The organism is Pantoea rwandensis (assembly GCF_000759475.1).
GTDB classification, from domain to species: Bacteria; Pseudomonadota; Gammaproteobacteria; order Enterobacterales; family Enterobacteriaceae; genus Pantoea; species Pantoea rwandensis_B.
Genome location: NZ_CP009454.1, coordinates 2,701,572 through 2,725,541, shown reverse-complemented (window position 1 = coordinate 2,725,541; position 23,970 = coordinate 2,701,572). Strand labels below are relative to the sequence as shown.

Annotated in this window: 24 protein-coding genes; 9 read left to right on the top strand and 15 right to left on the bottom strand. The window is 54.0% G+C overall.

Annotated elements, in window-relative coordinates:
• Window positions 1-8 precede the first annotated feature (8 nt).
• From LH22_RS12470 to LH22_RS12435, 8 genes are all read right to left on the bottom strand, one after another.
• Entirely contained in the window at window positions 9-599 is a 591-nt protein-coding gene (locus tag LH22_RS12470) for a TetR/AcrR family transcriptional regulator (RefSeq protein ID WP_038646977.1), read from the bottom strand.
• 78 nt (window positions 600-677) lie between these two features.
• A complete protein-coding gene (locus tag LH22_RS12465; RefSeq protein WP_038646975.1) occupies window positions 678-1,229 on the bottom strand; it encodes a cytochrome b in 552 nt (183 codons plus the stop codon).
• On the bottom strand, window positions 1,229-2,272 hold the full coding sequence (locus tag LH22_RS12460) for a catalase family peroxidase (RefSeq protein ID WP_038646973.1): 1,044 nt from the start codon (window positions 2,270-2,272) through the stop codon (window positions 1,229-1,231). Before LH22_RS12460 ends, LH22_RS12465 begins: the two co-directional genes overlap by 1 nt.
• Before the next feature lie 227 nt (window positions 2,273-2,499).
• Complete coding sequence (locus LH22_RS12455; RefSeq protein WP_038646971.1) at window positions 2,500-3,366, bottom strand: DeoR/GlpR family DNA-binding transcription regulator; 867 nt, start codon at window positions 3,364-3,366, stop codon at window positions 2,500-2,502.
• A gap of 165 nt (window positions 3,367-3,531) precedes the next feature.
• Window positions 3,532-4,479, bottom strand: a complete 948-nt coding sequence (locus tag LH22_RS12450; protein WP_038646969.1) for a D-ribose ABC transporter substrate-binding protein — start codon at window positions 4,477-4,479, stop codon at window positions 3,532-3,534.
• Between the two features lie 69 nt (window positions 4,480-4,548).
• Window positions 4,549-5,604, bottom strand: a complete 1,056-nt coding sequence (locus LH22_RS12445) for an ABC transporter permease (protein ID WP_038650116.1) — start codon at window positions 5,602-5,604, stop codon at window positions 4,549-4,551.
• Window positions 5,605-5,626: 22 nt separating this feature from the next.
• Window positions 5,627-7,165 (bottom strand): sugar ABC transporter ATP-binding protein, encoded by a 1,539-nt coding sequence (locus LH22_RS12440; protein ID WP_052059414.1) that lies wholly within the window; start codon window positions 7,163-7,165, stop codon window positions 5,627-5,629.
• Window positions 7,162-7,815 carry a DUF2291 domain-containing protein gene (locus LH22_RS12435; RefSeq protein WP_038646967.1) on the bottom strand — a complete coding sequence of 218 codons (654 nt, stop codon included), beginning with the start codon at window positions 7,813-7,815 and terminating at the stop codon, window positions 7,162-7,164. Before LH22_RS12435 ends, LH22_RS12440 begins: the two co-directional genes overlap by 4 nt.
• A 379-nt stretch (window positions 7,816-8,194) precedes the next feature.
• Here LH22_RS12435 and LH22_RS12430 point away from each other — a divergent pair, with 379 nt between their 5' ends.
• The 4 genes from LH22_RS12430 to LH22_RS12415 are packed head-to-tail and all read left to right on the top strand — an operon-like array spanning window position 8,195 to window position 13,236.
• A complete protein-coding gene (locus LH22_RS12430; protein ID WP_240474705.1) occupies window positions 8,195-9,778 on the top strand; it encodes an FGGY-family carbohydrate kinase in 1,584 nt (527 codons plus the stop codon).
• A 10-nt stretch (window positions 9,779-9,788) separates the two neighbouring features.
• Window positions 9,789-11,315: a glycerol-3-phosphate dehydrogenase gene (locus LH22_RS12425; RefSeq protein WP_038646965.1), complete on the top strand. Its 1,527-nt coding sequence runs from the start codon at window positions 9,789-9,791 to the stop codon at window positions 11,313-11,315.
• 2 nt (window positions 11,316-11,317) lie between these two features.
• Window positions 11,318-12,256: a sugar phosphate isomerase/epimerase family protein gene (locus LH22_RS12420; protein ID WP_038646963.1), complete on the top strand. Its 939-nt coding sequence runs from the start codon at window positions 11,318-11,320 to the stop codon at window positions 12,254-12,256.
• 23 nt (window positions 12,257-12,279) lie between these two features.
• Window positions 12,280-13,236 (top strand): sugar-binding transcriptional regulator, encoded by a 957-nt coding sequence (locus tag LH22_RS12415; protein ID WP_038646961.1) that lies wholly within the window; start codon window positions 12,280-12,282, stop codon window positions 13,234-13,236.
• Here the strand turns inward: LH22_RS12415 and LH22_RS12410 are convergent.
• The 4 genes from LH22_RS12410 to LH22_RS19950 form a co-directional block, all read right to left on the bottom strand.
• Window positions 13,233-13,772, bottom strand: coding sequence for a GNAT family N-acetyltransferase (locus LH22_RS12410; protein ID WP_038646959.1), 540 nt, complete (start codon window positions 13,770-13,772; stop codon window positions 13,233-13,235). The two genes, LH22_RS12415 and LH22_RS12410, sit on opposite strands and share 4 nt — an antisense overlap.
• A 48-nt stretch (window positions 13,773-13,820) precedes the next feature.
• Window positions 13,821-14,561, bottom strand: a complete 741-nt coding sequence (locus LH22_RS12405; RefSeq protein WP_038646957.1) for a DNA-binding transcriptional regulator YciT — start codon at window positions 14,559-14,561, stop codon at window positions 13,821-13,823.
• A 42-nt stretch (window positions 14,562-14,603) separates the two neighbouring features.
• Entirely contained in the window at window positions 14,604-15,866 is a 1,263-nt protein-coding gene (locus tag LH22_RS12400) for a DUF1479 domain-containing protein (RefSeq protein ID WP_038646955.1), read from the bottom strand.
• A 235-nt stretch (window positions 15,867-16,101) separates the two neighbouring features.
• Entirely contained in the window at window positions 16,102-16,779 is a 678-nt protein-coding gene (locus tag LH22_RS19950; protein ID WP_052059412.1) for a LuxR C-terminal-related transcriptional regulator, read from the bottom strand.
• A 314-nt stretch (window positions 16,780-17,093) separates the two neighbouring features.
• On the opposite strand from LH22_RS19950, the gene LH22_RS12390 reads away from it, so the two are divergent.
• Both LH22_RS12390 and LH22_RS12385 read left to right on the top strand, forming a co-directional pair.
• A complete protein-coding gene (locus tag LH22_RS12390) occupies window positions 17,094-17,861 on the top strand; it encodes a winged helix-turn-helix domain-containing protein (RefSeq protein WP_167540448.1) in 768 nt (255 codons plus the stop codon).
• On the top strand, window positions 17,858-18,337 hold the full coding sequence (locus LH22_RS12385) for a hypothetical protein (RefSeq protein WP_038646951.1): 480 nt from the start codon (window positions 17,858-17,860) through the stop codon (window positions 18,335-18,337). The genes LH22_RS12390 and LH22_RS12385 overlap by 4 nt, the downstream gene beginning before the upstream one ends.
• A 19-nt stretch (window positions 18,338-18,356) precedes the next feature.
• Here LH22_RS12385 and LH22_RS12380 read toward each other — a convergent pair whose 3' ends face one another.
• Both LH22_RS12380 and LH22_RS12375 read right to left on the bottom strand, forming a co-directional pair.
• Window positions 18,357-18,752 (bottom strand): VOC family protein, encoded by a 396-nt coding sequence (locus tag LH22_RS12380; RefSeq protein WP_038646949.1) that lies wholly within the window; start codon window positions 18,750-18,752, stop codon window positions 18,357-18,359.
• 81 nt (window positions 18,753-18,833) lie between these two features.
• Window positions 18,834-19,133, bottom strand: coding sequence for a putative quinol monooxygenase (locus tag LH22_RS12375; protein ID WP_038646947.1), 300 nt, complete (start codon window positions 19,131-19,133; stop codon window positions 18,834-18,836).
• Between the two features lie 133 nt (window positions 19,134-19,266).
• On the opposite strand from LH22_RS12375, the gene LH22_RS12370 reads away from it, so the two are divergent.
• Window positions 19,267-19,899, top strand: coding sequence for a LysE family translocator (locus LH22_RS12370; protein WP_038646946.1), 633 nt, complete (start codon window positions 19,267-19,269; stop codon window positions 19,897-19,899).
• A 43-nt stretch (window positions 19,900-19,942) separates the two neighbouring features.
• Here LH22_RS12370 and ampC read toward each other — a convergent pair whose 3' ends face one another.
• Entirely contained in the window at window positions 19,943-21,070 is a 1,128-nt protein-coding gene (gene ampC, locus LH22_RS12365; RefSeq protein ID WP_369801861.1) for a class C beta-lactamase, read from the bottom strand.
• Between the two features lie 282 nt (window positions 21,071-21,352).
• Here ampC and LH22_RS12360 point away from each other — a divergent pair, with 282 nt between their 5' ends.
• Both LH22_RS12360 and LH22_RS12355 read left to right on the top strand, forming a co-directional pair.
• Entirely contained in the window at window positions 21,353-23,107 is a 1,755-nt protein-coding gene (locus LH22_RS12360; protein ID WP_038646942.1) for a glycerol-3-phosphate dehydrogenase/oxidase, read from the top strand.
• Complete coding sequence (locus LH22_RS12355) at window positions 23,091-23,930, top strand: class I fructose-bisphosphate aldolase (protein WP_038646940.1); 840 nt, start codon at window positions 23,091-23,093, stop codon at window positions 23,928-23,930. The genes LH22_RS12360 and LH22_RS12355 overlap by 17 nt, the downstream gene beginning before the upstream one ends.
• Window positions 23,931-23,970: the final 40 nt, after the last annotated feature.

Here is a 23,970-nt window from a genome sequence, read left to right as displayed (position 1 = left end):
CGAGGCAATTAGGCGGTAATAACCAGATTGTTCAACACCGGTTTAATCATGGGTAAAAACAGTTCGGGGTTATTAAACGCGCGCGCGGCTATCATGGCACCATGCACCGTGGCCATCAGCGATTTGGCTTCCATTTCCGCTCCTTCACGCAGAATAAACACCCCGCGCTTTTCCCCCTTCTGCAACACACCGGCCAGCCACGCGGACAGATCGGCGAAATGTCCGGTCACTTCGGCCGCCACTTCTTCCGGTAAGGTCGGCAGTTCCACTGCCAGCATCACGCAAATACAGAACGGGGAGCTGTTTTCCTTAATGCAGGTAGCCCAAAAGTTCACATAACCGTTCAGCTCAGCCAGCGGATCATCACTGAAATGCTCACTGGTCGCGGCCATTCCGGCTCGCGCCTCCTCACGATAATCATTGACCACGGCCAGCACCAGATCAGCTTTGCCAGGAAAATGATGATGAATACTGGCTTTACGGATTTGCACGCGTTCTGCCAAATCGGCATAGCTGAAACTTTTATAACCACCCGTAGTGAGCAACTCTCGGGTGTGGTTAATGATTTCAGTGGCTTTAGGCGAACGTTCAACGGTCATGCAGGACTCCGGCAGCAAAGATGAAATGGCTGCAAATCAGTAAATTGGCACTGAACCTACTGACCTGCAGCCGGGATGTCAAGGCGCTTCAGAACGCTTACGGCGGCCGGTCATACTCCTGAATACGCCATCACGCAGAATCAGCGCATGGAACAACGCGGCAGCAAGATGCAGCATGACCGTTATGAACAAGGCTAAGGCCACCCAGGTATGCAGCGGACGCAACCAGGCATAGAGATCATTACTGATCGGCGTGATGGGTGGCAGCACCAGACTGCCTCCCAGACTGATCGGATAGCCTGCCGCCGACAGCATCGCCCAGCCGATAAGAGGCTGCGCCAGCATCATTGCGTACAATGCCCAATGCGAAAGGTGTGCCAGCGCTTTTTGCCCGTTTGATAACGTCTCCGGCAAGGCCGGTTTAGCGGTGGTAAAACGCAGCCACAATCGCACCACCACCAACAGCAATATCATTAAGCCCAACGGCTTGTGGATCGCCACGAGCAAGCTGTGCAGTGACGATACGGTGGCGACCATGGCCACACCGATAAACAGCATGGTCATAATAGCGGCAGCCATCAGCCAGTGAATCGCGCGCAACGCCGGATGGAAAGTCTCTGTGTGTTTCATCAGTGTGCTCCTGCCTGTTCACGGGTACGGGCGTTGTAGGATTTGGCATAAGCCGATGAACGTGCATTGAGGATCGGATCGTCTGAAGCGGTGATACCCTCTGGCAGAATCAGCGGATCGTAATTGATGTCGTTACAGGCGCCCTGCTGCTGTGGCGTGGTTTGGTTGATGGTCAGGGTTCCCGCATTGATGGTCTGCCGGTCCGCTGGCCAGGCAATCGAAGCATCGCTACTGCTGTCCTGCGCATCAGCGACAGTGATAATCAGATCCCATTGCAGCGCCCCTTTAGCAAGACGTTGTTGCAGATCGCTCTGCAGGAAGTTGCTGTCATTCTTATCCGCAGCATTGATTGGCTGATACTCGCTGTGCGGCACCATGCTCCAGCGAACCACATGGCGGGTACCTGCCTGATCAACAAAGTTAAAGGCATTGAGGCTGTTAAAGCGATCGCTCGCCCAACTCGATGAAGGCACATACTGTTGCGCCCAGCCGAAGAATGGTTTGATTTCGGGATGTTTTTGAACGAAGGCCTGAATTTTGGCGGGATCGGGCTTACCTGTTTTAGCATCGGGCAGCGTGGCGATTTGCAGATCGTAAAACCCTTCCACGCTCTTCACCGGAAACATCGGCATGGCATTCATTCCAGTACGCCACTGCTGACCATCTTTTTGGTAAAACGCTAACGCCATGCTGCGCACCGGCACGGCATAATCCGGGGCGTTCGGATTGCCACCGGCAATAGCAAAGCGCCCGATCACCGGGGTTTCGCCCGGTGCAAACAGCCCGGCACGCGACAGCACGCTGGCTTTGCCGTTAGCGGCAAAGCTGCCGTTTATGCAGACGCCTTTGGCATGATTGCGTCGGTAGCCGGGATGCTCCCCGCCTGATTTTTGTAGCACGGTAATGAGCTTATCGGAGGTCAACTTATCCGGTGTTAACCAGCCGCCAGCCCAGAGAAATAATGCGATGACTATCAATGGTACCACTGCAATAGCGGCCAGACGGATGAGTGTCTGGCCGGTCGAAAGAGAAGGCTTGTTCATAGGTTCGCTCAACATTGCATAAATTAAGACAAGGCACTTACCCGAGCCGAATCAATAGCGCGTGGTAATCAACTGCGCCGTCCTGGTTGACGGTGGCAGGTGCAGAGCATTCAATCTACTAGTAGGTAGATTATATTGTCAAACGCATTTGCACAGGCAGAAGCCCCACTGTCGCGGCCGACAGTGAGCACCTCCGGTTATCTGAGGGAATAAGTTCGCAGGGGTAATCAGACTTCTTCGCGTGGGGTCGTGTGGATCTTCATGGGCGCAACCACGACGTTCACGCCCAGATCCTGCATCCGTCGCAGCACGGGCACCGGCGTACCCTGGTTAACAATCACCACATCGAACTCGCTGAGATGGGCAAAACGATGCAGCGCCCGGCGTTCAAATTTGGTGTTATCCATCATCAAAATACGTTTCTGTGCAGCATCAAACATCGCTCGTTTGGTTTCGACGGTTTCAGCTGACTGATGAAAGACCGTGTCATCAATGATCGCAGACATACTGACGAAGAACACATCGGCGCGCAGACTGGCAATCTCTTCTCGCGTCATGCGGCCCATAAACGCATTGCACCAGTGATAAAACTGACCGCCTAATCCCATCAGCGTGATATCGCGCCCGTTGCGCAACTCATTCATCAGTGTCAGTGAGTTTGTGATCACCGTTAACGGGGCGCGCGCGTGTAACAGGCGAGCCATCTGCAATACCGTGGTGGAATCATCAAGGAAAATCGCCTGTCCTGGCTCCAGATAAGTGGCAGCCACTTCAGCGATGGCTTGCTTCTCCTCCAGTTGACGCGTCGCACGGTAGATATCGCTGGACTCGACCAGGCTGGTTGGCGTAGCAGAGACCACCCCACGCGACTTATGCAGCAATCCGCGTTCGACCATCTCATCAATATCACGGTGCGCGGTCATCAGACTGATGCCGAAACGGTCGGTGATATCTTCAATGCGAATTGCGCCTTCTGCCATCACGGCTTCCGCGATCAACTGGCGTCGCGCCAACTGCCGCGCCTGACGACTGTCGCTGGGTAAGGGTTCAGCCATGAAGACGTTGAGAGAAGAGTCCTGCGGGTTGTGCGCCATATTTCGTCCAGGAAAGTGATGCAGAAATGCGGGTTCCAGGTGATTACAACGCGGAAACGCGCCTTTTGCAAATGATGTGGTGTTTGGACTCACAAGAAGGGTTGCAGCGACGCACCGGAGTGCGTCCGCTGAGCAGTGTGCGGCCCGAAAGCCGCACGTTATGCATTACTGCTTCAATACAAACGGTGATACGAAATTGCCCGCGTTCTCTTTGGTGATCAAAATGCAGTCAAACAGCTGTTTTTCCGATGCTGCGCCGGTTTTACCGGTTTTCAGGAAGCTGTCAGCCTGCTCTACCGCTTTCTGCGCGAACTGCGCCACGGGCTGCATCACGGTATACGCCAGCGTACCGGCTTTTACGGCATCAACGGCATCTGGCGAGCCATCAAAACCACCCACTTTGATCTGGTTCAGCTTACCGGCTTCTTTCAACGCGGCAATCGCCCCCAGCGCCATTTCATCGTTGCCGCTGATCACGCCTTTGATATTCGGGTTAGCCTGCAGCAGTGACTGCATCTTGTTAAAGCCCTGGGTACGGTCCCAGTTGGCGACTTCCTGACCCACTTTCTTCAGCGTCGGGTACTGTGACAGCACAGTATCAAAACCATTGGCACGCGTTGCCGCGTTGTTATCGGATGGCGGGCCCACTAATTCAACATAGTTGGCGGTATCGCCCACCTCCTTCACCCACTCCATCGCGCCCACCGCCGCGCCCTGCGCATTGTTAGAAACCAACTGCGCTTTGGCCAATCCGCTCTGATTCAGCTCGGCGTTAATGATAAACACCGGGATGTTCGCCGCGATGGCTTTTTTCACTGAACCGACAGAACCGTCGGCGTTAGCCGGATCAAGAATGATGGCCTTGGATTTGTTGGTGATCGCCGTATCAATCAGCTGGCTTTCAGTGTTGGTATCACCTTTGTGCGCGCTGACTTTTGCGCTGTAGCCAAGTTTTTCAGCCGCTTTTTGCGCGACCTGGCCTTCTGTCAGCCAGTAAGGGTTGGAAGGATCGTTGACGATGATGGTCATCAACCCGTTATCCGCCCAGGTCGTTGCAGCGAAGGTGGTGATAGCCATCGCTGCGGCAGCAATAAACAGACGTTTTGTGAACATAGGTGCTCCGTTATTATTTAGGGTACAGGTTTTACGGATAACCGCGCGCTGCCAGACAGCGCGCGTGAGTTAGCGACTGCGTTTGCCGTATTGCAGGGTGTTGAGCAATACCGCCAGCACAATCACGGCGCCAGTGAACACCGTCTGCCAGTAGGCAGAAACGCCGATAATCACTAAGCCATCAGAGAGAAAACCGATTACAAAAGCGCCCAGCAGCGTGCCGCGCACATTACCGCGACCACCGGTCAGGGCCGCTCCGCCAATCACTACCGCAGCAATCGCGGTCAGTTCATAGGTGGTACCCGCCGTTGGGCCGGCAGAGGTGAGCTGTGAAGAGAGCACCAGTCCTGCCATAGCGGCACAGATACCCGACAATACGTAAACGCTGATCTTGATGCGTTTCACCGGCACGCCGGAAAGATCGGCGGCGCGCTCATTACCCCCCGAGGCATAGAGCCAGCGGCCAAACGCCGAACGACTCAGCAGGAAACCACAGGCCAGTGCTACCACACCCAGCACCAACACACCGACGGGGATATTGAAGATGCGATTGAAGCCGAGCCAGTCAAAGCCGGTGTTGCCCAGCGCATCACTTCCAGAGAGTTTGTTGTAGGTCAGACCATTGGTGATCAGCAATGCGATACCGCGTGCCACATACATGGTGCCGAGCGTGGCAACAAACGCCGGAACGCGGAACCAGGCAATCAGCACGCCATTCACCAATCCCACCAGCGCCCCGATCACCAGCGTTAATATCGCCACCGCCCACACGGGCAGATACAGCACAACACCCAGCGCGTCGAGGTTAATCCCCTGCATCATAAAGCCGGCCATCACGCCAGCCAGACCCAGCGTTGAACCGACGGATAAGTCAATACCGCCATTGAGGATCACCAGCAGCATGCCAATCGCCGGTAAGCCAAAAATCGCCACGTGCGAAGCCATGGTCAGGAAGTTGGCGCCGGTAAAGTAGTTAGGCGAGAGCAGGGAAAAGGTGGCAATAATCACCAGCAGCGCAATAAACGCACGCCCTTCCAGCAGTAATCGCGCCAGATTGAGACTTTTATCGGCCTTCTTTTTACTCGCGACGGGCGGCGAATCCAGCGTGTGTGTTCTGTCTGTCATACCGTTTGCTCCGTTTTTCATGTCATGCCACCAGAGACTCGCCTGAAGCGGCCATAATGCGTTCTTTGCTCACGCTGGAATCGAAGATGGCGTTAATGCGCCCTTTGCTCATCACCACAATGCGATGCGCAATACTCAGGCATTCCCCCACTTCCGAGGTGGTGTACACCACCGCCAGCCCCTTTTTGGCGTTTTCCGCCAGCAGACGAAACACTTCCGCTTTGGCACCGATATCAATGCCGCGGCTGGGTTCATCCAGCAGGATCACTTTTGGACGGGTGGCCAGCATTTTGCCGATCACCACTTTTTGCTGATTACCGCCGGAAAGCGAACCGATGGCCGCCTCACCGCCAGCGGTTTTCACCGTGACGTTGCGAATACTGTCTGCCACCAGCTGCTTTTCACGCCGCGGTGACAGCACCAGACCGCGCACAAATTCGCTGATACTGGCGAGCGACAGGTTTTCGCCCACTGACATGGTTTGCACCAGACCGTCGCGTTGCCGATCTTCCGGCACCAACGCAAGGCCGATTTGAATGCGCTGTTGAATGGTTAAGCCGCTGACATCGGTGTCTTGCAGCAAAATGTGTCCCTGGCTTTGATGAATACGCCCGGCGATACACTCCAGCAGTTCGGTGCGCCCCGCGCCCATCAGGCCATAGATGCAGACAATTTCACCGGCTTTCACAGCCAGCGAGAGGTTATCCACCAGCCGAATCCCGGTTTTGCTTTTCACCGTCAGGTCTTGCACAGTCAACGCCTGGTCGCCAAAGTCATACCCTTGCGGGGGCGAACCCAGGTCAAAGTGATCGCCCACCATATTGCGCACGATCCATTCGAGATCGATCTCATCGCGTTTCGCGTACGCGGTCATCACGCCATCACGCAGTACCACGGCGCGATCGGTGATCTCCAGTGCCTCTTCGAGATGATGTGAGATGTAAACAATGGCCACGCCCTGACTGGTGAGATCGCGGATCACCTGGAACAGCACCGCCACTTCCGCGGCACTGAGCGCCGATGTCGGTTCATCCATGATCAGAATCTGTGAATTCACCGACAACGCGCGGGCGATTTCGACGATCTGTTGTTGGCCCAGACGCAGATTTTCCACCGGCGTCAGCGGATCAATCTCCTCCTCCAGCGCCGCTATCAGATGGGCGGTAATGCGCGCTTCTTCCGCATAATCCACCCCACCCGACTTCATGATTTCGCGCCCCATAAAGATGTTGTCGCGCACGTTCATGTTGGGCGCCAGATTCAGCTCCTGATGGATAATCGAGATGCCGCAATCGCGTGCTTCAGTGGCGGAGCGAAACACTTTCTCTTCGCCGTTGTAGAGAATTTCCCCGGATGTTGGCGTAATCACGCCTGACAAAATTTTCATTAACGTGGATTTGCCTGCGCCGTTTTCACCAAACAACGTGGTGACTTCACCGCGACGGATCTCAAAATTCACGCCCTTGAGTGCATGGGTCGATCCATAGATCTTGCTGATGTTGCGCGCTTCAAGGATCACTTCGCCTTTCAGTAGCGCCGGGTTAACGTTGAACGGTTTCATTTCACCTCCAGAATGACTGGCGTCACCATCCAGTTATTCGGCGCGAGCAAACGGAACACCCCCACCACCTGCACGGTTTTACCGGGCAGCGCATCGCGATCCAACTTATCCAGCACTTTGGCTTTCATGGCGCGATTGATCGCCGAACCGGCGTTTTGATACTCAATCTGGTTGGTAAAATCACCGAACTGGATTTTTCCGCTGGCATCACGCAAGTCGGTGCCGGTGATAGCCGGGCCCGTTTGCAGGCGAATCACATTTCCTTCCGGTAAGCCGGCCACTTTCAGCGGGAAGATGCCCATCTGCCCTGACTGAACCACACCCTCCAGCTTGACGGGGATGACCGGAAGCGGCGAACCCACACCGTATTGCTGTACCGCGGCTTGTTGATTGGCTTTCAGCGCATCGGCGAGGGTTTTGGCATCCACCGCCCGCGCTTCCACATCCTGCTGGATACCGGGGAAGGTTTTCTCCCCGTAGCTATCCGGCGAGAAACCTTGCTCTTGCACATCTTGCCCGGAACCGATTTTCACCACTTTTGTGTCAATGGCCATGGCGGCAATCACCGCAACTACCACAACACCGATGATGCTGTAGCGGCGAATGCGCTTTCGGGAGAGCTGCTGTGCCAGCATTGAGACATCGGACATAACGTGACCTCTCACTGTTATCTGCTGCGATAATCGCCGCATTAAATGTTATAAATGTGATAACTCTTGTGATGAGGATTGTGCTGATGTGACTAAATTGTCAACAGAGGGTTCACGAATATTTCAGGAGCGCGATCTGGATCGCTAAATTCACACCTTAGCGCCTTTCCAGCTAATAAAGGCCCGCCATACAAGCCTTCTTCTTGGAATATCTCATTTCACCCTGTCCTGTACCACCGCCATTTTCGTGATCAAACTCGCTAACTGAAGTGAAATTTATTCGTTTTATCGAAAAATAATACACGAGATATGTTATCTCCATGGGAAGTGGTGTAAGACATTATTTAGCAAATTCATCACAGGGAATTAACACGACGTGATGGGTCAACTTTTCTTCCCTTCGGAGGTGTACGTGGGTAACAGCGATATCATTCTGGGTCTGGATTCCGGCACCTCCGTGGTGAAAGCGGTGGCGTTTGATCTGGAAGGCACACAGCTGGCGTGCGCCTCCGTGCGTAACCGCTATTACCGCAGCGAAGGCGGTGCCGCGCAGCAATCCATGACGCAGACCTGGCAAGATGCCGTGGACGCGATAAGGAAACTGGGCGAGCGTGTGGAAAACCTCTCTTCCCGCGTGGTGGCCGTGGCTGTCACCGCACAAGGGGATGGCACCTGGCTGGTCGGTGCCAACAACCAGCCGGTGGAGGATGCCTGGATTTGGCTGGATGCGCGTGCGGCACACACCGTCGATGCCCTAAACCAGCATGCCCTTGCAGCCGAGCGGTTTAAGGCCACCGGTACCGGGCTGAATACCTGCCAGCAGGGTTCGCAGATGGCGTATATGGACCAACACTTTCCGGATCTGCTGGCGAACAGCGAAGTCGCGCTGCATTGCAAAGACTGGCTTTACCTCAATCTGACGGGCGTACGTGCCACCGATCCTTCTGAGGCCAGCTTCACCTTTGGTAACTTTCGCACCCAGCGTTATGACGACACCGTTATCGCGGCGCTGGGACTGGAACATCGCCGCCATCTGCTGCCCGAAATCATTGATGGCACGCAAATCACCCATCCATTGACCGCTGAGGCCGCTGCCCTAACCGGCCTGCGCGCGGGCACACCGATATCGCTGGGTTATGTGGATATGGCGATGACCGCGCTGGGCGCAGGCGTGCACACCGGCGAAGCCCATACCGCCTGCTCAATTGTCGGCTCTACCGGCGTGCATCTGCGCAGCGTGACCATTGATGAGGTGTGGCTGAATCCAGCGCAAACTGGCTATGTGATTCCGCTGCCCTGGCCGGGCTATGTGACGCAGGTGCAAACTAATATGGCGTCAACCCTTAATCTCGACTGGCTGTTGAATGTGGCCAGTGAATTGCTGAGCGGATTCGGCTGTGAAATCGATCATGCGCGGCTGGTGGCACATATCGACCAGTGGCTCAACAAAGCCGAACCCGGCACCCTGCTGTTCCATCCCTACATCTCGATTGCCGGTGAACGCGGGCCGTTCGTCAACGCCGACGCGCGCGCCAGCTTCACCGGACTTAACTATCAGCACAATTTTGCCGACCTGGTGCGTGGTGTGATTGAAGGCATCGGTATGGCTGCACGTGATTGTTATCAGGCGATGGGCAGCACCCTGCCGGGTGAGATTCGTCTCACGGGCGGTGCGGTGCGTTCCCAGCCGCTACGCCAGATCCTCTCTTCCTGCATTGGCGCGCCGGTGCGTATCAACCAGCGTGATGAAGCCGGTGCAGCGGGCGCCGCGATGATGGCAGCGGTGGCGATTGGCGCCTATCCCTCCATGGCGCAGTGCGTGGAAACCTGGGTGCGCCCGCTGCTGGATGCGCCTGAACCGCCTTCCGCTGAACTGTCGCAGCGTTATAACCAACTGTTTCCCCATTATCAGCAGATCCGCAGCGATCTCCCTGCCGCCTGGCATGCACTGAATAAGTTTTAAGGAGTACACCATGAGTGAAAATACGCTGGATCTGTTTGTCATTGGCGGTGGCATTAATGGCGCGGGCATCGCACGTGACGCAGCCGGGCGCGGCTTGTCCGTGATGATGTGTGAAAAAGACGACCTTGCACAGGGTACCTCCTCGCGCTCGGGCAAACTGGTACACGGCGGGCTTCGCTATCTTGAATATTATGAGTTCCGCCTGGTGCGTGAGGCGCTGATCGAGCGTGAAGTGTTGCTGAATGCCGCGCCGCACATTATCTGGCCGATGCGCTTTGTGTTACCGCACAGCCCGTCCGATCGTCCGGCGTGGCTGGTGCGTCTGGGGCTGTTCCTTTATGACAACTTAGGTGGGCGCAAAAAGCTGCCCGGCACGCGTTCGCTCGATCTGATGCGCGATCCTGAAGGCGCGCCCATTCTCGATAGCTACAGCAAAGGCTTCGAGTACTCCGATTGCTGGGTCGATGATGCCCGCCTGGTCGCACTCAATGCGGTGGATGCCGCGGAGCGCGGCGCAACGATTTTGCCGCGCACCCGCTGTATCTCCGCCAAACGCATCAGCGGCAAGTGGGAAGTGACCCTTCAGGATGCGGCCAGCGGCGCGCAGCGCACGGTGTTCGCCAAAGTGCTGGTGAATGCAGCCGGGCCGTGGGTACTGGATATCGTCAATCAGGTCACGCAGACCAAAAGCAATCGCAGCGTGCGGCTGGTCAAAGGTTCACACATCATCGTGCCGAAATTCTGGGAAGGTCAGCAGGCGTATCTGGTGCAAAACACCGATAAACGCGTCATTTTCATCAACCCTTATGAAGGCGATAAAGCCCTGATCGGCACCACCGATATTCCGTGGCAGGGCAAAGCGGAAGCGGTGACCGCCGATGACAGCGAGCAGCAGTACCTTATCGATGTGGTCAATCGCTACTTCAAAGTGAAACTGCGCGCCAGCGATGTGATTACCCGATTCTCGGGCGTGCGTCCACTGTTTGACGATGGCAAAGGTAACCCTTCTGCCGTCACGCGTGACTACGTGTTCGATCTCGACGATCAGCAAGACGCCCCGCTGCTGCATGTGTTTGGTGGCAAAATTACCACTTTCCGTAAGCTGGCAGAACACGCTATCCAGAAGCTCGCGCCCTTCTTCCCCAATATGGGAGAAGACTGGACACGCGAGGCCACTTTGCCGGGCGGTGATATGGCAAATGGCGATTTCGAGAGTTTCCTTGAGCAAGTGAAAACGCGCTGGCCATGGTTACCGGCGTCGCTACGCAAACACTATGCGCGCCTGTATGGCACGCGCATTGAGAAAGTGCTGGGTCACGCTCGTGAGCTCAACGATCTGGGCCGCCATTTCGGCGCGCAGTTATATGAAGCCGAAGTGCGCTACCTGGTGGAAAATGAGTGGGCGCAGCAGGCGGAGGATGTGCTGTGGCGTCGCACCAAACATCAGCTGCATCTGACGGCAGTGCAGCAGCAGGCCTTTAGCCAATGGTTTGACGCGACCTATGCTGCGGCCGTGCCGCTGCGTAAGGAGGCGTAATCATGCCCTTAACGCTTTCGCTCAATACCAACCCACTGGTGAATCGTTTTGCCGATCCGCAGGATCTGATTCACACCGTGGCACAACAGATCCGTATTCGCGATCTGCAGTTAACTCATGAATTTATTAATCCCGGCTGGCCAGCCGCCACCATCAACCGCATGTCGCGCCAGATGCAGAAGGCGCTGCGAGAAACCGGGGTGCGCGTGACATCGGGTATGACCGGCCCCTATGGCCGCCTCAATCATTTTGGTCATCCGGACGTTGAAGTGCGGCGCTACTACGTTGACTGGTTCAAAACCTTCGCGGATATCACTGCGGAACTGGGCGGCGAGGCGGTCGGATCGCAGTTCGCCATTTTCACCCAGCAGGATTTCAACGACAGGACGCGGCGGGAGGCGTTGATCGAGATCGCGATAGACTGCTGGGCCGAGGTGGCGGAACATGCCCAATCCGCCGGCTTGAAGTACCTGTTTTGGGAACCGATGAGCATCGGACGCGAGTTTGGTGAGACCATTCCGGCTTGCCTCGCACTGCAGCAGCGTTTGAGCAGTGAGTCCTTTGCCCTGCCGATGTGGATGATGGCGGATATCGATCACGGCGATGTGACTTCAGCCGACCCGCGTGATTACGACCCTTACGCGTGGGCAGAAGCAGTGCCGCGCTACTCGCCGATTATTCATATAAAACAAAGCATGATGGACAAAGGCGGCCACAGACCCTTCACATTGCAGTACAATGCGGGCGGCCGTATTCAGCCCCAGCCGCTGCTGGACGCGCTGGCGCGCGGCGGCGCGCACGATAACGAAATCTGCCTCGAACTGAGTTTTAAAGAGCGTGAACCCACTGACCGCCAGGTGGTGGCGGATATCGCGGAAAGCGTCGCGTTTTGGGCATCGCACATTGATACGGGCGTGCAGGATTTGCATCTGGCTTCCTAGGCCTAATCATCAGGAAAAGAAACATGAAACCGGCTCCAACACCCGCTGAACGCGATGACTCTTTAGCCCTGCGTGCCGCCTGGCTGCACTACGTGGGCGGCCTGACCCAGGCTGAAGTCGCCAAACGTCTGGGATTACCGTCTGTCAAAACCCATCGCATGATTGCCAAAATGGTCGCGGAGGGTGCGGTGAAGGTGTCGATTGATGGCGATATCATGGCGTGCGTGGCGCTGGAAGATCAGCTGCGCGAAAAGCACGGACTGCGTTTTTGCCACGTTGCGCCTGACCTTGGTGAAGAAGGCTTGCCGGTGCGAACGCTGGGTATGGCGGGCGCGGATTACCTGCGCAATCTCCTCACGTCGCAGCCTGCGATCACCCTGGGGCTGGGACACGGCCGCACCCTTTCCGCCGCCATTCATCAGCTCCCGCGCATTGACGCCCCGCATATGCGCTTCGTTTCGCTGCTGGGCTGTTTGACGCGCAACTATGCGCTCAATCCGCACGATGTCATGCATCGCATTGCCGAAAAGACCGGTGCGCAGGCGTATATGATGCCGGTGCCGTTCTTTGCCAATACTCAGGAAGACCGCGACGTGCTGCTTAAACAGCGCGGCGTCAGCGAAGTGTTTGCCATGGCCGCACAGAGCGAGGTGAAACTGGTGGGGATCGGGACCGTGGAACCGGCCGCGCAATTGGTTGAAGCCGGCATGATTGATGAAGCCGAGATCAACGATATCTCAGCTTCTGGCGCTGTTGGTGAGCTGCTCGGTCATTTCTTTGACGCCAGCGGGCAGATGATTCACAACAGCCTGACGGCGCGCACGCTGTCGGTGGATTTAGAGCTTGCCCACCGCGCTGAGATTGTGGCGCTGGTGGGGGGATTGAGCAAAGTCGACGCGATCCGCGCGGTATTGGCCAGCGGTTTGGTGACGGGATTAATTACCGATGAGTTAACGGCACAGGCGTTAATCGCAGGCTAGAGTGGCTTCCATTCGTCCGCGAATAATCCAAAGACCCAATCGTCCCGCCATTTACCGGCGAGATGATAGCTTTTCCGCAAGGTGCCCTCCTGCTGGAATCCCACTTTTAATAGTGTCCTGCGTGAGGCTTCATTTCCTGCCGTCACAGTGGCAATCAGCTTGCGAAAGCCCAGTTCATTCAGCGCATAACGCGCGATATCGTGAAGTGATTCCGAACCCAATCCTTTGCCTTGAGCCTCTGCTGCCAGTAAAAAACCGACTTCCGCTATACCTGCACCGCGATCAATCAATCCGGTGAGGCCTAACGGCGCAGAGTGCCCCTTTTCTATGATGACCAGACAGAGCCAATGTGCACTGCCTTTTTGCCAGCGTGGCAATCTTATCTCGAACCTGTCACGTCGAATCTCGTCTTCAGGCTGCGGATCGGCCACATAACGCATCACGCGCTCATCCTGCTGCAGCGAGAGAAAGAATCGCCAGTCATCGGCAACTAACTGGCGATAGTGCAGTTTTTTAGAGGTGATGTTAGGGAACATGGAATCCTTCTTTATGACAATGATGATGGATCCTCACTGGCGGTGCCGCTAAATCAGCGTTAATTCCATTGGCTGCTGGCGCAATATCTCCTGAAACGCCGGGGACAGTTGGTTATCGGTGATCACCTGCTTAAAGGGCAATGTCGGCGCCAGGGCGAAAGGATGGATCTGACCAAATTTAGAGGAGTCGGTGAGCGCGACAGTGTGCGTCTGCTTTTCCATGATCGCGTTGACCACATCGCAGCGCAGCATATCGCGGCCGGTAAATCCGGTAACGGCATCCCAGCCGTCGATACCGATAAACGCTTTATGAAAATTGAGGTGCTGAATGCACAAGCGCGTCAGCGGCCCAACCACGGACTCACTGCTTTTTTGGAACAGCCCGCCGAGAATGATCACATCACCGCCCTTTTCTCTCAACAATCCAGCGATGTAATGGCTGACGGTAATAATCGTGATATCACCGCGTTCACTCAGTTCGCGCGCCAGCAAAGCGTTAGTACTGCCGCCCTCGATAAACACCGTTTCACCCGCGTTAACCAGCGAAGCGGCGTACTCCGCGAGGCGTTTTTTGACGGCAAAGCGGGTCTGCATACGTGCACCAACATCATCGCTTTCTGGCGCCACGGCAGAACCGTGCACGCGGCGCAGAAAGCCGCCTTTCTCCAGAACATTCAGATCCTGACGCACCGTCACTTCAGAAACGCCGGTGGTTTGCGCCAGTTCATTAACGCTGACGCTGCCGCGTTCGCTGACCAGTTGGATAATGTGCTGATGACGTGCGTTCATAATGCCTGCTTCATTTTAAATTTTACTCAGCTTACCAGAAACTTACTCTAAGCCGAGACTGCGACGACCGTTGCTATTTAACGCGTCCAGGGTAAACCGGTCACGCCAGTGGGTTTCATAGTCCTCTTTCGGGAAATCACCCGGTGAAGCACCGGTGGCCAATGCCTGAGCAACCTGAGTGGCATAGGCAGCATTCTTCTCGCACAGGGGCGCAGCAGGGATGTACATCACATTGCCCCAACCCTGTTGATCCTCAACCGGAGCAACCGAGTGAATCACATCACAATGCCACCACACAGAATCACCCGCCTCCATGGCCGGAATCGAGCACAATCCCTCAATCAGTTCCGGATGCCACTGCTGTGAGATGGGCAGCACTTTGCCCGGTGCAACACCGCAAAGCTCATCCTCCGGCACATCTTTTAGCAGTGGACGCAGCAACAGATAAGCCATCGCTTCCGGTACGGGCACCACATGGAGTAATCCCTGATGCAATTGCATATCTGACAGGGCTGTCCATCCCTGGAAAGTGCGGAAAACTGAACATTTGGTGGTCGTACCGGCCTGATATTCGTTCACTTCGGTGCGATGTGCCGCATCCCAGGGATCGTATTGATCGAATTGATTATTGAAGATTTTGCTGAACACCTGTTGGTAAGCCGGCAGTAACCAGCGTTCCAGCGCACCGGAATCAGTATGCGCGCCCAGCCCTTTTGATGTCGTGCCAGGTAAACGACGGCGAATGCGATCGGGGTAGATAATGCTGACATCAGGGTCAAACCAGCGCGTTCCGTTGGATTCGAAGATCCACAGGCGATTCAGGAAGGATTGGGTTTGTGCCATGGCGTCGCTCTGGCGCGCAGACATCTGTGCTTCGCTCCAGTAGATCGGGTAAATTTCAGGACGTGATGCATCGAGGCTGCCAAAGAAGTTATCACCCGGCCCCTTATAGACTTCATCGAAATCATTTTTATCAAGGTATTCCAGCATTGACGCATCCCAGCCCAGCGCCTGCTCGCGCGTAAAGGTTTGCCTGACCACCACACACCCGCGACGACGAATGTGATCCTTTACTTCATCGGAAATGCGCCCAGCGGCGATGTCATCCCAACGTACCTGTGGCCATGCCGTGCCGTTTCGCGCTTCCTCCACGCGTGCTGCAGCAATTTCGCTGAGGATTTTGCTTCTGACCTGCTCAAACAGGCCCTCAACATCGCCGATTTGTGCTCTGAGCACTTGTTTCATCAAGCGGATATGGTGCTTTGCATCTTCAGGTTGTTGTAAAGAGGTAAAAGATGTATTCATTTTGTCGCTCCAATTGTTTCGAATGAAACTTACATAAGCTTCATTCATAACAACCTACCGAAATTTCACCTAACCTCAGCGCACGATTTCATGAAATACATCACAAAAAACTGAGAAAAACGTCCAACCGAAAGTACACCGGAGTGGCTCTCCGGTGCCGGGAAATGAAGAGAAATGACGGGAAATAAAGAGGAAGAAGACGGTGGTGTGTGCGAACGAAATGGCCGGCCAGGTGCTATTTCAGCCAGGCGTGATAACGCTGATGGAGTTCAGCCAGATTTTTTACATTGAGTTTGCGCATTGCAGACTGTTTTTGGCTGCTAATGGTTTTAATACTTTTGTCTTTGGCAACAGCAATATCCGTTACGGTACGGCCGCGATAGATGGAGCGGATGATCGTTCTTTCCGTGGTACTGAGTGAAAGCATCGCTTCTTCATACATTCTCGATGAGAATACCTGTCGAAGAGATGAACCCTTCTGCGGTGCAGTGGGTTTGACTTCAAATCCCCAAACTCGATGTTCAAGTACTGCCGTCACCGCATCTTCAACCTCGCGTTGATTACTTTTCCTGTTTAATATCGCTTGCACACCTGATTTTTTATATTTTTGTAATAGTCTGATATCCGATGCGCGGGTTAAAATGATGACAGATGCAGTGGGCAAGTAAGATTTTATCAGCATAGAAATAACATCTGCATTACCAACCTCAGTGTCGATAATAATCAGATCCAAATCTCTATCAATGATGTTGATCTGTTCATCATGGGTTTGGATGGGATGGTGAGTCACCGTCACAGCATTCAATGTTGTCAACATGGCGCGAATACCATAGTAGGTGATTGCGCTGGGTGTCATAATAGCGATATTTTTATTTTTGAGTTTGCTTGTTGTTATTTTAATGACGCTATGCATTTTTGATATTCCTCAATTGTAATCACGCCAATATGCAATCATTACAGATTCATCTGATCGATATTAGTCGATGCCATGCGATTAATCCGATGCGGATATTATTCGCTAGATTGATGGCTTTCAACACGCTGGCGTAAATGTCACTTAAAAGTCACCAGTATGAATATTATTTCTATATTAATCATAGATATAAATCTGTGACAAGGCTGTTACCTACCTGAATGGTATCATCAGCATGCCCTTTTGTCAGACCGTGTTATAATCAGCCGAATGAAAAGTGTGCGTTGAAGATGCACCATGGGGACCTGGCAGAAGTGACCATTCTTTTTTTTACCGATACCGGTCTGATCAGGCTGGAAGATAAAGAGATTATTCTTAGCAGGCAAAGTAAACTATGCCTGACGTACATGTGTGAGCATGAAGGTAATATCGTTTCCAAAGAATCCTTACATGATGCCTGTTGGAAAAAACATGGTGCTGTGGTCTCCGATAATACTGTGCGACAAACCCTTTTTCGCATCCGGAAATCACTCGCTTCACTCGATGTGGAAGGTGAAATTCTTGAGACACTGGGATACATGGGATATCGCTTAAAACCCGGTTGTATCACCCTGGTATCAGACTCACAAAATTATTCGTTACCGGAACGCCACGATAGTGTGAATCAAAATCAAGAGACATCAGCGATCTCTGTTTCTGATACATCGAAATCAGCTGTTAAGAAAAAACCGGCGAACATAAAATTAAGAGTACTTACGCTGCTGCTCTGCTGCCTGTTTTTTATCGCGGGCCTTCTGATTCGTGGCCAACAACTTATCCACCCATTGCGATATGGCGAATCACTCCAGCTAAATGGGCACACCATTCTGTTTTCTCAATACGTGGAAAATGACAAACATGAGTCGGCAACGCGCGTGAATTACTGGCTTAACAAAATGCAGGTTTCCATTACGCCGCAAAGCAAAATCTACATTAATGCCGATCGTGGCAACGCGATTAATTTCTTTGTGTGCAATGGCGAAATTGAACTGGCGACAACCTTTTGCCAGACATTTGCGGTTATCGGGAGAAACCATCCATGAGAATGGCTTTTTCTGCGGCATGTTGCCTGTTGGCATTGTTGCTGGGTTGGTTTTCGCTGCCCTATTTTGTACGGCCATTTTCTGGCGATTGCCGGACCGAGACGTTTATTATCTATGATGAACCAGACCGGACCGTGGTAAGCCATGGCTATTGGGATATATTAAGCGGCAGTCGTGAAGGCCATCTTAATGCTTATCTGGCGTTTATGTCACCGCAGGGGTTGGAAAGCAGAATGAGTGTAGATCGCACTGTGAACCTGGATTATGACTACCACTCCGATTCCGTTACGGTATCCACCCGCAAATCTTTTCGCATTGCGGGTCCCGATACGCAAGATCCCGCTGTCGGGAAATATATTGATCCGCTGGCGGACGAGAATTTCACCGCCCGCATCTACCTGTTTAAAGTGGGGAACCAGGTCATTTCTGGCTTCCATTATCGGCCGCTTAACCGGTGTTTGAAACCTGGGTTTTGAGGCGAGTAAGACCGGTCGATCATTTGTTCTGGTAAAGGTCCCAACGGTTGCCGTACAAATCCTCGAAAACCACAACCGTGCCATACTCCTCTTCGCGGGGTTCTTCACAGAAAGTGACACCATTGGCTTTCATTTGCTGGTAATCACGCCAGAAGTCGTCCGTTTGTAAAAACAGGAACACGCGGCCGCCGCATTGATTACCAATAAACCCTTGCTGGCGCTCATTCGATGCCTGCGCCAGCAGCAAGTTACAATCGCTCTGCGGATTAGGATTGACCACCACCCAGCGCTTGCCTGGCTGCGGGGTATCTTCGATTAAATGGAACCCCAGTTTTTGCGTATAGTATTCAATCGCGCGGTCATAATCATCGACCACAATAGCGACGTAACCCATGCAACGCTTTTGTGTTCTCATTCTGGTCTCCTTTATATTCTGAGGCGGAATTTCATATCAAAATCTACAAATAAAAAGCAGACCGAAGTCTGCTTATTCCCTTCACGCATTGCCACCCGCGACTTTGCGTAATGCCACCACTTCGGCGTGTTCTAACAGCGGTTCAAGATCCGCGAACAGTTTAACGATGTGTGGGGCATTCAGGTGCTTATCCAGTAATTCCTGGCTCGCCCACTCTTCAGTCCAGACAAAGCGGCGCGGATTTTTGCTATCGATGTTGAGCTGATAGGTAATACACCCTTCTTCGCGCAGCGTCTCTTCAATAACCCCACGAAATAATTGCTCAGCTTTATCTTCGCAACCCGGTTTTGCCGTTAGCAGTGCCACTACAGGAACGGTCATTTTCATCTCCCTTTTAAATAAAATAAGCCAAGCCAAACTAACGCAGCTTATTCCTGTTGTCAGTCTGAAAACGTGCGTTGCCTGATATGCCAGGTTCACGCCATAATTGCGAAAATAACGCAAGGAGTGTTGCATGCCAGAACTGTCAAGTTGGTTAGCGTTTTCATTGGTGGCATTGGGATTGGTGCTAACACCGGGCCCCAATATGATCTACCTGGTTTCACGTTCGCTGTGTCAGGGCAAACGGGCGGGTTATATTTCCCTCGGCGGCGTGGCGTTAGGTTTTGTGTTTTACATGCTGTGCGCGGCGTTTGGCATCACCGCCTGGCTATTGGCGGTACCCTGGGCCTATGACGCGTTGCGTTTCGGTGGCGCACTCTATTTACTGTATCTGGCGTGGCAGGCACTCAAGCCCGGCGGCCGCTCGCCATTCGCCGTGCGCGATCTCCCTGCCGACAATCCGCGTAAATTGTTCACCATGGGTTTCCTCACTAACCTCGCCAACCCAAAAATCGCCATGATGTTTCTGTCACTGTTACCGCAGTTTATTAGCCCGCATCACGGTAGCGTGCTAACGCAGTCGCTGGTATTGGGCGTCACCCAAATTGTGATTAGCCTGACGGTCAATGCGATTTTCATTACTACTGCTGGCCAGGTGTCGACATTTTTACTGGCACGCCCCAGCTGGCAGCGTTTGCAGCGTTGGTTGATGGGGACGGTGTTGGCGGGAATGGCCGTCAAACTCGCTCTGGATGCACGAAAGTAGCGTGCCGTTTAACGTGGCGCGCCGGGGCGCGCCCATTCGTTCGTTAATGACTCAACGCCTGAATGATGTTGTCCGCTGCCATAACGCGATCGTCATTTGGGAACCATTTATTCGCCAGCATAATCACCGCAATTTTCTGTGATGGAATAAACACCGCGTAGGTCGAGAAGCCATTAGTCGAACCGGTTTTGTTATACCACGCCTGTTGTGGCGCAGCCTGCGGTGGCGTGATCAACGTGGCCGACATCCCTTTCATGATGCGCTGGCCGCTGTTGCCGTCCACCAACTGCTGGGCTGAAACGGGCAGCGGATAGTATTCCCACATCATCGCCTGGGTAAACGCGGCGGTTTTGTAGTAGCCCTGATGCGTGGCGTCAATCGCCTGCTGCCACTCCGTCGCCACCTTCTGTTCATCGAGTTGGATCGCCAGCCAGCGAATCAAATCCGCTGATGTCGATTTCAGTCCATAGGATTCAGCATCCAATGGGCCTGGCGTCACACGCACTGGCTTGTCCTGCTTGTTATAACCTTGCGCATATTGGCCCATCGCCGATGCGGGCACCTGAATATAAGTGTGATGCATGCCCATTGCAGGCAACAGTTGCTGTTCCATCGCGCGGATAAATGGCTGATGTAAACTTTTGGCGGCGATCATGCCGAGCATACCAATTCCAAGATTGGAGTAGACACGCTGGGTGCCCGGCTGAGCCGGTGGCTGCCAGTTTTTGTACCAGTTCATCAACTGCTGCTGATTGGTGACATCGTCGGGAACAAACAGCGGCGTACCCGATGTGTGGGTCGCGAGGTTAAGCAGTGACACCTGATCAAACGCACTGCCCTTCAGTTCCGGCAACCAGGTGCTGGCTTTATCACTAAATTGCAGTTTTTTCTGCTGAGCAGCATAGCTCGCCAGGGTGGCGGTAAAGGTTTTGCTGAGTGACCCGATTTCAAACAAGGTCTGCGCGGTAATCGGCTGACGTGTCTCTTTGGATGCCACGCCGTAATTGTAAAACTCGGTTTTGCCATCGTGCAAAATAGCCACCGCCATGCCCGGAATCTGATACTGCTCCATCAACGGTTTAATAATGGCGTCAGGTGAAGGGGTTTGTGCGAAAACGCTACTGCTGGTCAGCAAGCCAATCGCACCGACGATCTTCGAGAAATTCATGATAATCCCTTAATTTTAGTTAAGTCATTATTTTGACACGAAACTAATTTCAGCTCTAATTCAGGTACGACTGCGTCCTCACACTTACACCGTCTTTGTGAGAGCAATCACAACTCTTGAAAATCCCATTAACGATAACTCCTTTTTACGTCAACGATTTAAATCTCACAATACGCTTTACCGCTACGGGTATGGGAAAGGTGACACTCTTTCTTATTCAAGCGTGATCAGCCACATCTACCACAGCAGGTGTACTCGAAATGGCCGCGAGCCGGGGAGCAATCCATGGAGAATAATGCAACACGCGAGCAGCGACTCAGCGCTTTACGACAACGCACGTCGACACCGGTGCTCATTATTGGTGGCGGCATTAACGGCATCAGTACCTTTCGCGAGCTGGCATTACAAGGTATTCCAGCGATTCTGGTGGAAAAAGGCGACTGGTGTCAGGCGGCCAGCGGTGCCTTATCGCGCATGATCCACGGCGGACTGCGCTATCTGGAAACCGGCGAGTTTGCGCTGGTCAAAGAGTCGGTGATTGAGCGCGACCGGCTGCTGAAAAATGCCGCGCACTATGTTTTTCCGCTGCGCACCACCGTCCCGATCGATAATCTGGGAGGTGGACTCATCAATGCCACGCGGCGCTTTCTGCGTCTGAGCGATAAACCCACGCGGCGTGGTGCACTGCTGATCAAAACCGGCCTCAGTCTTTACGATGTTTACACCAAACAGTACGGCTCCATGCCGAAACATCAGGTACGCGCCGAGGCGGCTACGCGCGACCGCTGGCCTGGGTTCGCCCCCTGGGTGAAATACAGCGCCAGCTACTACGATGCCTGGATCAGTGCACCGGAACGACTGGGTTATGAATTGATAGAGGATGCTGAGCGTGCTTGTCCGGACGCACTGGCACTGAATTATCTGCAACTGGTGAGTGCCGATGGCGAATCCGTTACCTTACAGGATGCACTCAGCGGTGAGCACTTTACTCTGCAGCCGCATGTACTGGTTAATGCCGGCGGCGCGTGGATAGATCAGCTTAATCATCGCCTGGCGCCCTCTGGGCATTTCACCAAACTGATTGGCGGGACCAAGGGTTCGCATCTGATCATCGATCACCCCGAACTGTTACAGATGCTCGATGGGGAAATGGTCTATTTCGAAAACCAGGAAGGTCGCGTCTGCATCATGTTTCCCTGGTTTGGCAAGGTGCTGCTGGGTTCAACGGATATTCGCGTTGACGACCCGGATAGCGTGGTGTGTGAGGAAGAGGAAAAAGCCTACATTCTTGAGTCGCTGCGCTTTGTTTTCCCTGACGTCGTGGTGCCGGAATCGTCCATTCTGTACACCTTCTGCGGTGTGCGTCCACTTCCGGCCAGCGACGCCAAAGTTAACGGGCAAATCTCCCGCAATCACTCGCTGGTGCTGCTGCCTCCCGCTGCCGCACATACTTACAGCCTGCTTTGTCTGGTCGGTGGTAAATGGACTACCTTCCGTCAGTTTGGTGAAGAGGCAGCGGACCGGGTCTTGCGTCTGATCGGAGAAAAACGCCGGGTATCGAGCGGCGATCTGCCGATTGGCGGCGGCCGCGATTTTCCAGCACCTTCCGGGCAAACCGCGTGGCTTACCCAGCTCGCACAGCAGTATTCCCTGCCACTGCCCCGCGTGTCGCAGTTAGTCCGCCGTTATGGCAGTCGTGCTCTGCCGATCCTGCACGAGATCCAGCAACAGGGTGAACAACCGCTGCGGCATCATGCAGGTTATAGCGCGCTGGAACTCCGTTACCTCATTGAGCAGGAGCAGGTTCAACAGCTTGAGGACCTGCTGGTGCGCCGCACCTCGCTGGCAATTTGCGGCGAATTAACCCCCGCACTGGTAGCAGAAATTGCTGAACTGATGGCCGACTTGCGCGGCTGGAACGCCACTCAACGACAACACCATTTACAAAGCAGCTGCGCCAGCCTGGCGCGTCAGCACGGTCTGACCGGTCTTAACCCCACTCTTTTCCAGGAGGAAACACGCCATGTTAGTCAGCAATAAAGTCCGCATGAATCGTCTGTTTCAACACGGCAAATGCCTTGATGTGGCCATCGACCACGGCATTGCTAACGAGCCTGATTTTCTGATTGGACTGGAAAATATTGAGGGGGTCATGAAAAACCTGATTGCCGCACAGCCGGACGCGATTCAGGTGAATTACGGCCAGGCGGATCTGTTGCAACAGGTCGCAGGCCGTAAGCCAGCATTGGTGATGCGCACGGATGTCGGTAACGCTTACAACGTGGCACGCCATCGTGAGATGTGGGCGGTGTTGCACAACCCTGATGAGCCCATCCTCGCTGCATTGCAGATGGATGCGGCTGCAGTGGTGGTGAATCTCTATCTGATTCCTGATGAACCCGGCATTTTCCGCATGTGCGTGGAGAATATCGGCCGTCTGCGTCAGGCGTGCGATCGTTACGCCATGCCGTTGATGATTGAGCCTCTGGTGATGGCCCCCGCCGGACAAGGTGCGGCTTATGGTTCACTCGGTGATGTCGAGAAAATCGTGCCGCTGGTGCGGTTGGCGCGAGAGCTTGGCGCTGACATCATTAAAGCCGATCCAACGGAAAATGTTGAAGATTTTCACCGCGTCGTGGAAGCAGCGCGCTGCCCTACGCTGGTGCGAGGAGGCGGTAAAGGTGAACTGGCACCGGTACTGGCGAAAAGCGCTGCGTTAATGGCACAAGGTGCCAGCGGTATGGTGTACGGCCGGAACGTGTATCAACACGATAATCCGTCTCGCGTGGTGAAAGCGCTGATGGCGATCATCCACCAGGGCGCCAGCGGCGCGGAAGCCCTGGACATTTATCAGCAGGGTTGAGTTTTACCTGCACCGGCGCTTAAGCGGTGCGCCGTCTTCG

Coding starts and splice junctions, on each gene's coding strand:
- LH22_RS12455 (WP_038646971.1), bottom strand. CDS start 3,366: ATGGCGCACAACCCGCAGGACTCTTCTCTCAACGTCTTCATGGCTGAA.
- LH22_RS12360 (WP_038646942.1), top strand. CDS start 21,353: ATGGAGAATAATGCAACACGCGAGCAGCGACTCAGCGCTTTACGACAA.
- LH22_RS12435 (WP_038646967.1), bottom strand. CDS start 7,815: ATGTCCGATGTCTCAATGCTGGCACAGCAGCTCTCCCGAAAGCGCATT.
- LH22_RS12370 (WP_038646946.1), top strand. CDS start 19,267: ATGCCAGAACTGTCAAGTTGGTTAGCGTTTTCATTGGTGGCATTGGGA.
- LH22_RS12470 (WP_038646977.1), bottom strand. CDS start 599: ATGACCGTTGAACGTTCGCCTAAAGCCACTGAAATCATTAACCACACC.
- LH22_RS12460 (WP_038646973.1), bottom strand. CDS start 2,272: ATGAACAAGCCTTCTCTTTCGACCGGCCAGACACTCATCCGTCTGGCC.
- LH22_RS12405 (WP_038646957.1), bottom strand. CDS start 14,561: ATGAACGCACGTCATCAGCACATTATCCAACTGGTCAGCGAACGCGGC.
- LH22_RS12420 (WP_038646963.1), top strand. CDS start 11,318: ATGCCCTTAACGCTTTCGCTCAATACCAACCCACTGGTGAATCGTTTT.
- LH22_RS12415 (WP_038646961.1), top strand. CDS start 12,280: ATGAAACCGGCTCCAACACCCGCTGAACGCGATGACTCTTTAGCCCTG.
- LH22_RS19950 (WP_052059412.1), bottom strand. CDS start 16,779: ATGCATAGCGTCATTAAAATAACAACAAGCAAACTCAAAAATAAAAAT.
- LH22_RS12425 (WP_038646965.1), top strand. CDS start 9,789: ATGAGTGAAAATACGCTGGATCTGTTTGTCATTGGCGGTGGCATTAAT.
- LH22_RS12440 (WP_052059414.1), bottom strand. CDS start 7,165: ATGAAACCGTTCAACGTTAACCCGGCGCTACTGAAAGGCGAAGTGATC.
- LH22_RS12465 (WP_038646975.1), bottom strand. CDS start 1,229: ATGAAACACACAGAGACTTTCCATCCGGCGTTGCGCGCGATTCACTGG.
- LH22_RS12375 (WP_038646947.1), bottom strand. CDS start 19,133: ATGACCGTTCCTGTAGTGGCACTGCTAACGGCAAAACCGGGTTGCGAA.
- LH22_RS12450 (WP_038646969.1), bottom strand. CDS start 4,479: ATGTTCACAAAACGTCTGTTTATTGCTGCCGCAGCGATGGCTATCACC.
- LH22_RS12400 (WP_038646955.1), bottom strand. CDS start 15,866: ATGAATACATCTTTTACCTCTTTACAACAACCTGAAGATGCAAAGCAC.
- LH22_RS12355 (WP_038646940.1), top strand. CDS start 23,091: ATGTTAGTCAGCAATAAAGTCCGCATGAATCGTCTGTTTCAACACGGC.
- LH22_RS12430 (WP_240474705.1), top strand. CDS start 8,195: ATGGGTCAACTTTTCTTCCCTTCGGAGGTGTACGTGGGTAACAGCGAT.
- LH22_RS12385 (WP_038646951.1), top strand. CDS start 17,858: ATGAGAATGGCTTTTTCTGCGGCATGTTGCCTGTTGGCATTGTTGCTG.
- LH22_RS12445 (WP_038650116.1), bottom strand. CDS start 5,604: ATGACAGACAGAACACACACGCTGGATTCGCCGCCCGTCGCGAGTAAA.
- LH22_RS12380 (WP_038646949.1), bottom strand. CDS start 18,752: ATGAGAACACAAAAGCGTTGCATGGGTTACGTCGCTATTGTGGTCGAT.
- LH22_RS12410 (WP_038646959.1), bottom strand. CDS start 13,772: ATGTTCCCTAACATCACCTCTAAAAAACTGCACTATCGCCAGTTAGTT.